Below are 13,802 nucleotides of genomic sequence, written 5' to 3'. Positions count from 1 at the left end.
GGATTGGGGCGGTGCGATCGGCCCCTCGGCCGATCCGACCGCCCCAATCCGGAAGCCGGCTCAAAGGCGATCTCGCACGCCCTGCCGAAGGCGGGGCCAAAGACACAGCGATCTCGCACGCCTCGGCGGAGCCGAGGCAGACAACACAGCAATATATACGGCTCTTGTACGCCCCTCTTCCACGATGAGCGGGCTCGGAACGCGGCCGGCGTGGACACCGGCCCGATCGGGCAGAAGGCCTCCTTCCGGCCCCCATCCGGGAGGGGGCCTTCTTCCTGCGGGCATACCGGGCGGGCCTTCGCGTGTTGGCACGGGGGACGACTGCGGAAGGAGCACGGGTGGGCGAGGAACTGAAGATCCGGGTGGGGGTGGCGCCGGCGCCGGGGACCGGGCCCGCGGAGTTCGCGGGGCTGGCGGAGACGCTGGAGGCGGCCGGAGTCGACTCGCTGTGGCTTTCGGAGCTGGTCTACGCGCCGGAGGTCGACCCGCTGATCGGGATGGCGCACGCGCTCGCACGCACCACGAGCCTCAAGGTGGGCACGGGCGTCGCGATCCTGCCCGGCCGCCACCCGGTGCTCGTGGCGAAGCAGCTGGTGACGCTGGCCGGGCTGGCACCGAAGCGCGTGCTGCCGGTGTTCGGGTTGCGGCCGGCGAACGCGGCCGAACACGCGTTGTTCCCCGTGCCCGGCCCGCGCGCGGCGGTCTTCGACGAGGCCCTCACCCTGCTGCGGCTGCTGCTGGAGCAGGACGACGTGCACTTCGCCGGCGAGTTTTACCAGGTCGACGGTGTGACGATCGGGCCGCGCCCGGCCAAACGCCTCGACGTGTGGCTCGGCGGCAGCGCGCCCGCGGCGTTGCGCCGCGCCGGGCGCTTGTCCGACGGCTGGCTTGGCAGCTTCCACTCACCTGAGCAGGCGCGGGCAGCGCGCATCGCGATCCAGGACGCCGCCGCCGAGGCCGGGCGCGAGATCGAGCCCGACCACTTCGGCCTCAGCCTGCTGGTGGCGAGCGAGGGGATGCCCGACCGGATGCTGGAGGTCGCCGCGAAGCGCCGGCCCGGCACACCCGTGACCGAGCTCGTGGCCACGAGCTGGGCGGAGGCGCGGCGCCTGCTGGAGCAGCACATCGACGCGGGGCTGTCGAAGTTCGTGATCCGGCCCGGTCATTCGGGCGACTACCGGCGGTTCCTCGACGGCCTGCACCGCGAGCTGTTGCCGCTCCAGAACTAGAACTGCAGCTGCTCCGTCTTGCGCGGCATCAGGGCCAGCGCGACGATGCTGAGCGCGGCGACGGCGGCGATCGCCACGAACACGTTGTGCGTGGCGCCCGCCAGCGAATCGCGCACGTACTCCGCGGCCGCCGAGTGGTCGTTCCGCCCGAGTACGAGGCTGGTCGCGTCGGCGCTGTCGGGCAGGCGCCCGGCGACGGCGGCGGGCGGGTGGGCGAAGCGGTCGGCGAGGGTGGAGTTGGCGATCGCGCCGAACGCCGCCGCGCCGATCGCGCTGCCCAGTGAACGGCCGAACATGTTCGTGGCGGTGACCACGCCGCGGCGCTCCCAGCCGACGCTCGACTGGCTGGCCACGATCGTGGGGCTCGAGGCCAGGCCGAGGCCGGCGCCGACCACGAAGGCGGCGCCGGCCACGCTCCAGAGCGAGGTGGTCGCGCCGAGCAGCGTGGTGAGCACCACGCCGACGACGATGAGTGCGGCGCCGATGAACGCGGTGTCGCGGAACCCGATCCGCATGTAGAGCCGCCCCGACAGCGACGCGGCGAGCGGCCAGCCGACGGTGAGCGCGGCCAGGGCGAACCCGGCCGTGAGGGCGTCGTGGCCGAGCACGCCCTGGGCGTAGGTCGGCAGGAACGAGCTGAGCCCCATCAGCGTGGCACCGACCACGAGGGCCACCAGCGTGCCGCCCACGAGGGTGCGACGCGTGAACACCCACAGCGGCAGCACGGGCTCGGCTGCGCGGCGTTCGACCAGCACGAACCCGACCAGCGCCGCTGCGGAAGCGACGAAGATGAGGACGCCCACCACCGAGCCCCAGCCCCAGGCCACGCCGCCTTCCAGCAGCCCCAGGATCAGCAGCGTGCAGCCGCTGATGAGCAGGCCGGCGCCGGCGTAGTCGATGCGGTGGCGCGTGCGTTCGACGCGTTCGGCGAACTTCCGGTACAGCATCCAGGCGGCGATCGCGCCCAGCGGCAGGTTCACGAAGAAGATCCAGCGCCAGCTCAGGAACTCGGAGAACACGCCACCCAGTGCCGGGCCGAGCACGGACGCGACGGCCCACACGCCGGCCACGTAGCCCTGGACGCGCGCGCGTTCCTCGACGGTGTACAGGTCGCCGACCATCGTCATGCTGATCGGCTGCACGGCCCCGGCGCCAACGCCCTGCAGGGCGCGCGCGGCGATGAGCACCGGCATGCTCCAGGCCGCGCCGCACAGCACCGAGCCGAGCAGGAACACGGCGATGCCGAAGAACATCACCGGCCGGCGGCCCAGGACGTCGGCGAACTTGCCGTAGAGCGGCACGGTGACCGCCTGGGTGAGCAGGTAGACCGAGAACAGCCACGGGAACTGCGAGAACCCGCCCAGGTCGCCGACCACCGAGGGCACGGCCGTGGCGATGATCGTGCTGTCGAGCGCGACCAGCCCGGTGCTCAGCATCACCGCCGCGAGCACCGGCCCGCGTTCGGAGCGCAGGCCGACGGCCTTTTTCGTGGGCGCCGGCGTCTCGGCGGGGGTGCTCATCGGCGGGGTCTCCTTCGGGGTTCCCAGGGGCCGGGACAACTGTTTCGCAACGGTAAGCATTTCACGAACGAGTGACTGTCGGACAGCCTTGCGGGGCCAGCCATGATGAGGGGATGGACACGTGGGTGCGGCCGATCCGCCGCGGGTGGGTGGTGCGCGGCGAGGTGCCGGGCCCGGACGTCGACGAGTTCGCGGAGCCCGACGCGGTGGTCACGGCCCTCGCGTCCCCCGGCGCGGCGGGCGACACGCTGCTGGCGGTGCAGCACCCGGCGCGGACGCCCGCGGCGTTGGCGCGGGGTCTCGACCTGGCCGCCGCGCTGCCTTCCGCGCGAGCAGCGCTGGCCCGCATCCGGGCGCGGCACTACCGGTCGGTGGCGGGGTTCGTCGCGCCCTACCGCATCTCGGGGCCGGACGGTGTGGCGGTGGGCGTGCTGTGCCTGGTCGACGTCCGCGAGCTGACGGCGGGTGGGTCCCACGTGCGGCACACGGAGGAGGTGTACCCGCACGTGGTGGCCGAGCGTGCCGCGGTGCTGGCCGGGCTGGGCACCGCGACGAGTGCGGCGCTGCTGGTGCCGTCGTCCGGCGGCGAGGCCCTGACCGCGGCGGTGGAGGCGGCGTGCGCTGCGCTGGGGCCGCCGGACGTGTCCACTGTGGATCAGTCGGGGCGACGGCACGAGCTGTGGGTGGTTCCGTCCGGGACTTTGCAGGAACGGTTGCTGGCGGCCGCGTCGGCTGCGGATCTTCTGGTGGCCGACGGGAATCACCGCGTGGCCGCGGCTGCGCAGACGGGTGCGTTGCTGGCTTTGGTGACCGGCGGGCCGCGGTTGCGGATCGGGGCCATCCACCGGGTGCTGACGGGGACGGGGTTGACGTCCGATGCGTTGGCTTCGGCTTGGCGTGGGGTCGGGCTGGAGGTTTCGGAGATCGTCGACGGCACTCCGCCCGCGGTTTCGGGTTCGGCGGTGGTGCTGGCCCGGCCGTCTTTCTTGCGGGTGGTGCTTCCGCCGGCCGACGAGCTGACGATCGACCACGCTGTGGTGGAGCGGCTGCTGTTCGGCGAGGCTCTCGGTTTGGATCTGGACGGCCCGCACGTGCAGCCCTTGCCGGCCGGCCGGCCCGCGCCGGCTGATGCCGACGCGGTGGTGCAGCTGGCGTCGGTCGAGTTCTCGACCGTGCTGAAAGTCCACGCGGCCGGCCTGCGCATGCCGCGGAAGGCGACTTACTTCACCCCGAAACCTCGGGGTGGGCTGGTTCTGGCGGAGATCTGAGATGGTGGAGTGGTACGCCGTCCGCTGCGTTTTCCAGTGGCCCTTGTGGCAGGGCACGCCGTTCGAAGAACGCATCACCCTCTGGCGCGCGTCCAGCCTCGCCTCCGCCATCGAATCCGCGGAGCGCGAGGCGCGTCGTTATGCCTCGGAGAACGGCGTGACTTACTTGGACTTCGCCCAGGCTTATGCCCTCCGTGAGACCGGCGCGCTTTCGCCGGGAACCGAGGTCTTCTCCTTGCTCCGCGACAGCCCACTCCCGCCGGAGGACTACGTGACGCGCTTCTTCGACACTGGTGGGGAACATCAGGGAGTCCTCGAACCGGGGGAGTGAGCGTCCACAGCGGAGGCTCACGTCAGCCTGAACACCGACTCCGCGTTGGTCGAGTAGATCTTCGTCCGCACTTCGTCCGACAAGGCCGACTCGTCCAGCACCGACACCGCCGCGTGGGGGCTCCAGCACGGGTGGTCGGTGCCGTAGAGGATGTTGTCCGGGCCGTAGTACTCCAGCGCCGTGCGGATGGTCAGCGACTGGGGTGCGACCGTATCGACGAAGACCCGCTTCAAATACTCCGAAGGCAGACGCGGCAGCCCTTCGATGCGAGCGTTCTTGTCGATACGCCCAGCCTGGTAGGGCAGCAGGCCACCGGCGTGAGTTTGGACGACGCGGAGCGTCGGGTGGCGTTCCATGATGCCGCTGAAGATGAGGCGCAGCACGGTGACGCTGGAGTCGAGGAGCCGGCCGATGGAGCGCTGGATGCCGTCCGCGTAGCCGGTGAGGACTTCGTTGAAGGCGAGGTCCGTCGGGTGCACGATGAGGGGGACGTCGAGCTCCGCGACCCGCTCGTAAAACGGCTCCAAGCGCGAAGCGTCAACGGTTTCCGAGCCGATCATCGAAGGCAGGTTCACCCCGCGGAGATCGAGTGACCCCACCGCGTGGTCCAGCACCTTCAACGCTGTCGCCGTGTCCTGCAACGGAACCGCGGCCGTGCCGAAGAACCGGCCCGGGTGCAGGCGTTGCGCACGGGCGATTTCCTCGTTGTACGCGTACGCCTCGTCCAGCGCCTCGTCCGCCGGCATCTGGTCGAGCATCCCCGCCAGCACGCCGGTGGTGCAGACCACGACGGTATCGGGGCCCGTGGCGGCAGACGCCGCCGAGAAGCCCGCGTCGAGGTCGGACCAGATGGCCGGCAGCGGGATGAAGCCGCGGCCGTTGTTGTACAGGTAGCGGTAGCCGTCGCCGACGCGTTCGGTGCGGGGAAACGAGCCGCGGGCCGCCATGGTTTCGAAGTGGGACCGGGGGAACCAGTGGAAGTGGGTGTCCACCACGCGCATCGAAATTCTCCTCAGCTCATCCGGTGTTCGGCGAGGATGCCGGCGAAGATGCGGTCGGCATCGGGGCGGTAGTTCTCGTGCAGGGTGCGGAACAGTTCGTGGCAGCGCGCGGCCGGCCAGTCGCCCGGCAGGTGCTCGGCGGGCAGGTGCGGGGTCTCGCGCAGCAGCTGGCGCCACGCCGACGCCAGGATCAGGTCGCGGCCGAGGTCGTCGAGAGCCTCGGGTACGGGGTCGGGCACGTCCCAGGACCGCAGGAACCGGTCGTAGCGCGCGGCCAGCTCGTCGAGGTGCCACGTGCGGGAGATCATCCCCTGCACGTCGTCGAACTTCGGGTACGCCGTGAACACCTCGACGTGCTTCTCGACGCCCGCGCCGGGCAGCTGCGCGAGGATCGCCGAAACGTCGCGCTCGCCCGGCGCGAGCCACACGCCGTCGCGCAGCAGCCCGAAGCTCTCCCACGCCAGGCTCCGCCGCAGCAGGTGGCGTTCCTTGCGGTGCGTCTCCGGCAGCGAGAAGCACAGGACCGTCCACGCGCCGGGCGGTTGCGGCCCCTCGGCTGTGTCGTGGAACGTCCGCTGCTGCTGCACGCGCACCACCCGCAGCCCGACCTCCGTCGCGCGGAAGTACGCCGCGCGGCCCTGGCGCGAGCGGTCCAGCAGCCCGCGCTCGGTCATCCGCGAGAGGGTGAGCCGCGTGGCATGCGCGGACACGCCGATCCGCGCGAGTACCTCGATGTACCCGGCGGTCGCGATCTCGGGGTTCTCCTCGAGGCAGTAGCGGCCGAGCATCGTCATCAGCACCGTCTGTGGTGTCGGTGCGCGGCTCAGGTCGGGTGCGGGTCGGTCGGTGGTCAGGACGAACCCCCTGTTCTCACGCCCGCCGCGGCGTTCTCCGGTGACCTGTCGAACGTACCCCCGAGCAACGGCAGCACGTGCTCGCGCAGCACCGACACGGTCGAGGGATCCGGGCCCAGCAACGACTCCGCGACCATCCGGGCGCGCGCCGGGCCCAGCTCGCGCTCGGCCAGCGTCACGAATTTGCCCACGATCTCGTTGTCCGGCAACGGGTTCCCCGGGTCACCCCGCGCGTCGAGGCGATCCGCCCGGACCTCACCCGACGCGGTGGTGATCTCCACCCGCGCGCCCCACTTGGTGGGATACGCGGCCGTGAGGTCGTCGGCCGACCCGACCTCGACGACCCGCGCCAGCTCCAGCACGGCCTCGTCGCGCAGCGCGCCGTCCTCGAAGTCCCACGGCGTGCAGTGCCCCCGCAGCGCTGAGATGGCCAGCACGAACTGGGCACTGCCCAACGCGCTCAACGCCGACCCGAACGGCGGCGGCCGATCGACGATCCCGGCCAGCTGCGCCGGCAACAGGCACCTCAGCCGCCGCACCGACGAGCGGGACCAGCCACCGCCGGGACGCAATGACAGCACGGCGTCGATCGCGCCCTGCAGGTGTTTCGCCCCCGCGTGCGGCTTCAGGCTCGTCTCCGGCAGCAGAAACGGCTCCGGCAACGCGCCTTCCGAACGCCGCAGCGGCGAACGTGGGTCGTCGAGGATGTCGAGCGGGCCTGTCCAGCCGGAATCGGCCGCGAGGAACGCGGTGACCGCGCGCTCCGCCGCGAACCCGGCCAGCAGGTACTTGCCGTCCGCCCGGTCCGTCGCGCCCGCGATCGACCCGCCCGCGTGCTGCGCGGCCAGCGCGATCGCCGACGCGGTGACGGCGAGCGGCCGGTCGAGGAGCACCGAAGCCGCGGCCGCACCGCCGAGCGGGGCCAGCAGCGCCGTCGGCCACCACCCGCGCCGGATCAGCCCCTCGCCCCCGATCGCGGCCGCCGCGCCCAGCGCCACCTCGTAGCCGGCCAGGAACGCCCGCTCGTAGTCGTCGAAAGAAGCATCGGCAGGCAATACGGCCAGCGTCGCCGGCAACACCACACACCCCGGGCACAGCACCGAACCGCGGTGGATGTCGCCCGCTTCCCAGCCGTGGGCGTACACCCCGCCGAGGAACGCGGTCCGCCGCGCGGCGCCGTACTCCGCGGACAGGGTGTGCGCGAGCCCGGCCACCGAGCCGGCGAGCGTGGTGTGGCCGGCGATGAGGGCACCGACGGCGTCGGTCAGGTGGGCTCGCACGGCGGCCCGGACCGCGGGCGGCACCGGCCGGGAACCGACCGAGTGCGCCCGCGCGGCCAGCTCACCGACGAGCGACATCTGCCTGCGTGTCTCGGAGCCGGCCGGTCGACGGCTCGTCCACCCGCCCGTCGGCCGTGAGCACGACGCCGTACAGCTCACGCGCGGCCTCGGCCGTCACGAAGCCGTCACGCACATCCTCGGCGACGTCCGCGGCCGGCCGCTCCGACGGCAAACCCCAGCCCCCGCCGCCCGCGGTGCGGAAGGTGACCTTCGACCCCGCCTGCAACGCCAGCCCGGTGTGCTTCTTCACGTGCTCCGGCTGCCCGCCCGGCTGCGTGACGATCGTGTCGTTCACCGCGCCTGCCTGGCCGCCGCGCAGGCCCCACGGCGGGCAGGTCGTGCGCTCGTTGGCGATGTTGGTGAACATCGCCTGCTGCGGCTCCACGTCGATCTCCAGGCCCAGCCCGCCGCGGTGGCGGCCCGCGCCACCGCTGTCGGCGCGCAGCTCGTGACGCGTGAACACCAAGGGGTAACGCGCTTCCTGGATCTCGATGGGGATGTTGCGCACGTCGCCCTGGCACACCGACACGCACGCGCTCGGGCCGTCGCCGACGGGACGCCCGCCCCAGCCGCCGCCGTTGATGTTGAGGCACACGAACCGCGAGCCGGTCTTCTCGTCGATGCCGTGGAAGGTGAAGCCGGACATGTCGCCCTTGTGGGCGGCCGGCACCTGGTCGGGCAACGCGTCGGCCAGCGCGCGGATGATCGTGTCGACCACCGTCGGCAGCGAAATGCTCCACTGGCCCAGCGCGGCCGGGGACTTGGCGTTGAGTAGTTTCCCTTCCGGCAGCACCACGTGCAGGTTGCGGAAGGACCCTTCGTCGACCGGGTGGGTCGGCAGGGTCAACATCTTGAATGCCACCCGCGCGGCCGCGACACCGCCCGACTTGCCGGAGTTGAGCGGGCCCTTGACCTGCTCGTTGATGTCGGAAAAGTCGATCGTGAGCTCTTCGCCCTTCACGATCACCTTGAGGTCGAGCGTGATGCGCTTGTCGAGGTCCTGGCCGTCGTTGTCCATCCACGCGGACGCCGTGTACTCGCCGTCGGCCATCTGCGCGACCGCGTGGCGCGACAGGCGTTCCGACTGGTCGCGCATCTCGGTGATGCAGGCCATCACCGTGTCGAGGCCGTAGCGCTCGGCGAGCTCGGCGATGCGACGCTCGCCGAGACGGCAGGCCGCGATGGCAGCGCGCAGGTCACCCAGCGACGATTCGGGGATGCGGATGTTGTCCTTGAGGATCTGCATCACGTCGGCGTCCCATTCGCCGGCCTTCATCACCTTGATCGAGCGCAGCTGCAGGCCCTCGGAGTAGATGTCGGTGGTGGCGGTGGAGCCGAAGCCGATGCGCGAGCCGCCGATGTCGACCCAGTGGGCGCGCACCGCGGGGAACGCCACCACCTTGCCGTCGACGAAGATCGGGGTGTAGACCACGACGTTGTTCAGGTGCTGGCCCGCGACGTACGGGTAGTTCATCACCAGCGCGTCGCCGGGTTCGAAGCCCTCGAGGCCGTGGCGCTCGATGCCGTCGGCCACGGAGACGCCGAGGTCGGCCAGGAAGATCGGCAGGCCGCCGAGGTTCTGGGCGATCAGCTCGCCCTCGGTGTCCACCAGGCCCACGCAGTAGTCCTGGACCTCGAAGATCATCGGGTTGTAGGCGGCGCGGCGCAGCGCGGTGGCCATCTCGTCGGAGTACGCCACGAGCGCGCAGCGGACCACTTCGAGCGTGACGGGGTCGATGGTGTTCCTCATGCGGGGCTCCCCACGGAGACGACGAGCGAAAGGTCGGGCGCGACGGTGAGCACGTCGCCGGCGTAGAACACGACCGAGGACGTGGCTTCCTGCACCACGGCGGGACCGGTGATCCGGTGGCCGGGCCGCAGCGCCTCGCGGTCGTAGACGGGACAGGACACGGGTTCCGGGCCGCCGCCGTGCAGCACCACGGGCCGGTGCTCGACCGGCTCGGGCTCGCCCGAGGCGGTTTCGACCTCGGCCGCGTTGCCCGCGGTCGTTTCGAGCGGCAGCGAGATCACCGTGCGGACACCGACGGCCTCCACCGTCTCGTCCGACGCGTGGTGGCCGTAGAGCCGGTTGTGCATCTCGTCGTACAGTGCCCGCACGGCCGCGTGGTTCGAAGTGGACAGTCCCTCTTCGGGCACCGGCACGGGAATCGTGAACTCCTGGCCCAGGTAGCGCAGTTCGAGGAAGTGCTGCAGCACGGGCGCGGTCGCCGGCTCGCCGACGTCGGCCCGCAGCCGCGCCCACGCCTCGGCGCCCAGCGCCTTGAGCGTGATCGCGTACTGCTCCACTGTGGACGCTTCGAACCTCGCCAGGTGCGTGCGCGTGAGGTCGTGGCGCACCTCGGAGTAGAGCATGCCCTTGGCCGAGAACTGTCCGGGCAGCACGGGAACCACGACCGTGCCGATGGTGAGTTCACGCGCGATGGACACGGCGTGCAGCGGGCCCGCTCCGCCGGTCGCCACGAGCGCGAACGTGCGCGGGTCTTCGCCCTTCTCCACTGAAACCGCGCGAACGGCCAGCGACATCTGCGCGTCGGCGATGGTCACGATCCCGCGCGCGGCGGCCAGCAGGTCGAGGCCCAGCGGTTCGGCGACGTGCTTCGTGATCGCGGCTTCGGCGGCCGCGCGGTCGAGCGGCATCTCGCCGCCGAGGAACCGGCTCGCGCCGAGGCGGCCGAGCACGAGGTTGGCGTCGGTCACCGTCGGGCGGTCGCCGCCGCGGCCGTAACACGCGGGGCCGGGTGCCGCACCGGCGCTGACGGGGCCGACCTTGAGCGCACCCGCGGGGTCGACCCACGCGATGCTGCCGCCGCCGGAACCGACCTCGACGATGTTGACCACGGGCAGCGCCATCGGGTGCCCGGTCGCGTAACCGCCGATGAAGTAGCCCGGGCTGATGTCGACCTGGCCGTCCTTGACCAGGCTGGTCTTGGCCGTGGTGCCGCCCATGTCGAACGAGATCAGCCGCGGCAGGTCGAGGCCCGCGGCCAGCGCCGACGCCCCGATGACCCCGGCGACCGGCCCCGACTCCATCATCCGCACCGGGCTCTGGCGCGCGGTGTCGACGGACATGATGCCGCCGTTGGACTGCATGATCAGCAGCCGTCCGCGGAAGCCCCGGGCCTCCAGCCTCGTGGTCAGCGAGTCGAGGTAGCGCGACACGACCGGGCCGACGTAGGAGTTGAGCACCGCGGTCGACGTGCGCTCGTACTCGCGGTACTCACGCATGATCTGGTGCGACAGCGTCACGTACGCCTCGGGCCACAGCTCGGTGAACAGCCGGCCCAGCTCGAGCTCGTGCTCCGGGTTGGCATACGCGTGCAGCAGGCAGACCGCGACGGACTGCACGCCCGAGGACTTCAGCTCGGTGATCAGCTCCCGCGCGGCGGCGACGTCGAGCGGCGTGCGCACGCTGCCGTCCACGAGCACGCGCTCGCGCACCTCGCGTCGCAACCGGCGGGGCACCAGCGGGTCGGGCTTGCCGAAGAACAGGTTGTACGGCTCGGAACGGTTGCCGCGCCCGATCTCGTAGACGTCGCGGAAGCCCTCGGTGGTGATCAGCGCGGTGGCGGCGCCGGCGCGCTGCAGCACGGTGTTGATCGCGATGGTGGAGCCGTGCAGGAACAGTTCGGTGTCGGGCAGGTGCGCGCCGAGCTTGTCGAGCCCGTCGAGCACGCCTTCCGCGTGGTCGTGCGGGGTGGTCAGGGTCTTGGCGGTGCTGAAGACGCCGTGCTCGTCCACGGCGGTCAGGTCGGTGAACGTCCCGCCGATGTCGGCGGCGATCTGCTTCACGAGGTACCTCTTTCCTGGAAAGCGGTCAGGGGAGTTCGGTGCGCCAGGAGTCGGCGAGGGATTCGAGCTTGCGGGCGCCCACGTTGAGCAGGACGCCGACCACGATCACCACGAACACCGAGGCGAGCACGTCCGTGGTGCCGAGGTGACCGGCGAAGAAGCTGATGTTGTAGCCGATCCCGCCGTCGCCCGCGAAGAACTCGCCCACCACCACGCCGACGAGCCCGCGGCCCACGCCCAGGCGCAGCCCGGCCATCACCGTCGGCACCGATGCGGGCAGGATCACCTTGCGCAGCAACGCGGTCTCACCCGCGCCGAACGACACCGCGGTGCGGATCAGCTTCGGGTCGACGTTGCGCACGCCCTGCGCGGAGTTGACGATCACGGGGATCACCGACATCAGGAACGTGATGGCGACGACCGTCGGGCTGCCGAGGCCGAACATGAGCACCAGCAAGGGGAACAACGCGATGATCGGTGCCGAGTAGAGCAGCCACACGTACGGTTCGACCACGTAGTCGACGTAGCGGTAGCGGCCCATCAGCAGTCCCACGGCGACGCCGACAACGGCGGCCATCCCGAAGCCGATCACCAGCTCCAGCGCGCTCGTACCGAGGCTGCGCAGCAGCAGCCCCGAGCCGATCTGGTTGCCGAGCGAGCCCGCGATGAGCACGGGGGAGGACGTGAGGAAGGGGTTCACGAGGCCGGCCCACACGGCGATCTGCCACAGGATGGCGACCAGCACGAGGAAACCGCCGCCGAGCACGATCGGCATGGCCTTCTCCGGCACTCGCCGCCGCTTGGGGGGACGCACAGTGGTACTGACACTGGTGGTCATCGGTTCACCTCTCCCACGACGTGGCGGCAGTACCGAGCACGCGCAGCAGCGCGGTCACGATGTACCCGAAGATCCCGACCACGAGGGTCAGGAACAGTAGCGGGGCGACGTCGAAGTTCTGGCCGTACGTGGAGATCAGCTGTCCCACGCCGTCCGTGCCGCCGTACAGCTCGGCCACGATCACGGCGATCACGCCGCGCCCGGCGCCCAGGCGCAGCCCGGCCATGATCGTCGGCAGCGCGCTCGGGAACAGGATCTTGCCGAACATCGCGCCGCCGCCCGCGCAGAACGCCCTCGCGGCCTGCACGAGCTTCGGGTCCGTCTCGCGGATGCCGGCCATGGCGTTCACCGCGATCGTGATCACGGCCTCGATGAAGACCATCGCGATCTTCGAGGCCTCGCCGATGCCCAGCGCGAGCACCACCAGCGGCAGCAGCGCGAGCGACGGCGTCACGTAGAGGGCGACCAGCGCCGGCTCCAGCGTCTGGCGGATCCGCAGCTTCCAGCCCATCAGCATGCCCACCGGCACGCCGACCGCGACGGCGAGCAGGAAGCCCGTGAAGAACTCGACAAGCGTCGTCTGCGCGTTCTCCCACAGCTCGCCCGAGCTCAGCAGGTCGCCGCCCGCCTGGACGATCGCCACCGGGGTGCTGGTGAACTCCACGTCGACCAGACCGGTCGAGGCAGCCAGCTGCCACAGCGCGAGCACCACGACGACGCTGCCGAGCACGAACCGCGCCCGCACCGGCGGCAGCCAGCGCAGGCCCACCGCGCGGCTCGGCGGCGCCGCGGCCACCGGGCGCGGCGGCCGCGTGCGCAAGCCCTGCGTCATGACGGCACCGCCGCCTTGGCCTGCGCGCCGAAGAGCAGCTCGGCCAGGTGCGTGCGGTACTTGCCGAATGCCTCGCTCGCGCGCACCGCGGCGTCACGCGGGCGCGGCAGGTCGATCTCGATCACCTCGACCACGCGGCTCGGGCTGCCGCCCATCACGAGCACGCGGTCGGCGAGGAACACGGCCTCGTCGATGCCGTGGGTCACGAACAGTACCGTTTTCCGGTCCAGGTCCCAGATCCGCAGCAGCTCGGTGGCCATCAGCTCGCGCGTCTGCGCGTCGAGCGCGCCGAACGGCTCGTCCATCAGCAGCACCTCGGGGTCGGTGGCCAGCGCGCGGGCAATGCCCACGCGCTGGCGCATGCCGCCCGACAGCTGGTGCGGGTGCGCGTCTTCGCGCCCGGCCAGGCCGACCAGCTCGATGAAGTGCCGGGCCCGGTCCAGCCGCGTCGCCTTGTCGACACCCTGCATCTCGAGTCCGAACGCGACGTTCGCGAGGATCGTGCGCCACGGCATCAGCGACGCGTCCTGGAACACCACCCCCCGGTCGGGGCCCGGCTTGCTGACGACCTTGTCACCGATGCGGATCTCGCCGGCGGATGGGCGCAGCAGGCCGTCGGCGGCCAGCAGCACGCTGCTCTTGCCGCAGCCGCTGGCGCCCACGATCGTCACGAACTCGCCGTCGCGCACGTGCGCTTCGAACCCGTTCACCGCCACGAACGATTCGCCCTTGCCGGGGTAGGAGATCTGCAGGCCGTCGAAGGTGATGTCTGCCATCGG

At 71.3% G+C, this 13,802-nt stretch carries 12 protein-coding genes; 3 read left to right on the top strand and 9 right to left on the bottom strand.

The window, feature by feature from the left end; genetic code table 11:
• Positions 1-338: 338 nt before the first annotated feature.
• Entirely contained in the window at positions 339-1,229 is an 891-nt protein-coding gene (locus ABZU76_RS35025) for a TIGR03854 family LLM class F420-dependent oxidoreductase (RefSeq protein ID WP_354877365.1), read from the top strand.
• On the opposite strand, the gene ABZU76_RS35020 is transcribed toward ABZU76_RS35025, so the two are convergent.
• Positions 1,226-2,749 carry an MDR family MFS transporter gene (locus tag ABZU76_RS35020; RefSeq protein WP_354877362.1) on the bottom strand — a complete coding sequence of 508 codons (1,524 nt, stop codon included), beginning with the start codon at positions 2,747-2,749 and terminating at the stop codon, positions 1,226-1,228. The two genes, ABZU76_RS35025 and ABZU76_RS35020, sit on opposite strands and share 4 nt — an antisense overlap.
• Before the next feature lie 113 nt (positions 2,750-2,862).
• On the opposite strand from ABZU76_RS35020, the gene ABZU76_RS35015 reads away from it, so the two are divergent.
• Complete coding sequence (locus tag ABZU76_RS35015; protein ID WP_354877359.1) at positions 2,863-4,017, top strand: DUF1015 family protein; 1,155 nt, start codon at positions 2,863-2,865, stop codon at positions 4,015-4,017.
• Between the two features lies 1 nt (position 4,018).
• A complete protein-coding gene (locus ABZU76_RS35010; RefSeq protein ID WP_354877356.1) occupies positions 4,019-4,348 on the top strand; it encodes a hypothetical protein in 330 nt (109 codons plus the stop codon).
• A gap of 17 nt (positions 4,349-4,365) precedes the next feature.
• On the opposite strand, the gene ABZU76_RS35005 is transcribed toward ABZU76_RS35010, so the two are convergent.
• The 8 genes from ABZU76_RS35005 to ABZU76_RS34970 are packed head-to-tail and all read right to left on the bottom strand — an operon-like array spanning position 4,366 to position 13,799.
• On the bottom strand, positions 4,366-5,349 hold the full coding sequence (locus ABZU76_RS35005; RefSeq protein WP_354877354.1) for an amidohydrolase family protein: 984 nt from the start codon (positions 5,347-5,349) through the stop codon (positions 4,366-4,368).
• 11 nt (positions 5,350-5,360) lie between these two features.
• Positions 5,361-6,143, bottom strand: a complete 783-nt coding sequence (locus ABZU76_RS35000; protein WP_354877351.1) for a PaaX family transcriptional regulator C-terminal domain-containing protein — start codon at positions 6,141-6,143, stop codon at positions 5,361-5,363.
• Positions 6,144-6,199: 56 nt separating this feature from the next.
• Positions 6,200-7,561 carry an MmgE/PrpD family protein gene (locus tag ABZU76_RS34995; RefSeq protein ID WP_354877348.1) on the bottom strand — a complete coding sequence of 454 codons (1,362 nt, stop codon included), beginning with the start codon at positions 7,559-7,561 and terminating at the stop codon, positions 6,200-6,202.
• Positions 7,545-9,293, bottom strand: a complete 1,749-nt coding sequence (locus ABZU76_RS34990) for a hydantoinase B/oxoprolinase family protein (RefSeq protein WP_354877345.1) — start codon at positions 9,291-9,293, stop codon at positions 7,545-7,547. The genes ABZU76_RS34995 and ABZU76_RS34990 overlap by 17 nt, the downstream gene beginning before the upstream one ends.
• Positions 9,290-11,353 carry a hydantoinase/oxoprolinase family protein gene (locus ABZU76_RS34985; RefSeq protein WP_354877342.1) on the bottom strand — a complete coding sequence of 688 codons (2,064 nt, stop codon included), beginning with the start codon at positions 11,351-11,353 and terminating at the stop codon, positions 9,290-9,292. The genes ABZU76_RS34990 and ABZU76_RS34985 overlap by 4 nt, the downstream gene beginning before the upstream one ends.
• A 25-nt stretch (positions 11,354-11,378) precedes the next feature.
• Positions 11,379-12,191 carry an ABC transporter permease gene (locus tag ABZU76_RS34980; RefSeq protein WP_354877339.1) on the bottom strand — a complete coding sequence of 271 codons (813 nt, stop codon included), beginning with the start codon at positions 12,189-12,191 and terminating at the stop codon, positions 11,379-11,381.
• A 4-nt stretch (positions 12,192-12,195) separates the two neighbouring features.
• Positions 12,196-13,023 (bottom strand): ABC transporter permease, encoded by an 828-nt coding sequence (locus ABZU76_RS34975; protein ID WP_354877336.1) that lies wholly within the window; start codon positions 13,021-13,023, stop codon positions 12,196-12,198.
• On the bottom strand, positions 13,020-13,799 hold the full coding sequence (locus ABZU76_RS34970; RefSeq protein ID WP_220238892.1) for an ABC transporter ATP-binding protein: 780 nt from the start codon (positions 13,797-13,799) through the stop codon (positions 13,020-13,022). The genes ABZU76_RS34975 and ABZU76_RS34970 overlap by 4 nt, the downstream gene beginning before the upstream one ends.
• Positions 13,800-13,802: the final 3 nt, after the last annotated feature.

It is taken from the genome of Amycolatopsis sp. NPDC005232, assembly GCF_040607795.1.
GTDB lineage: Bacteria > Actinomycetota > Actinomycetes > Mycobacteriales > Pseudonocardiaceae > Amycolatopsis.
This window is presented reverse-complemented; position numbering and strand designations above follow the sequence as displayed.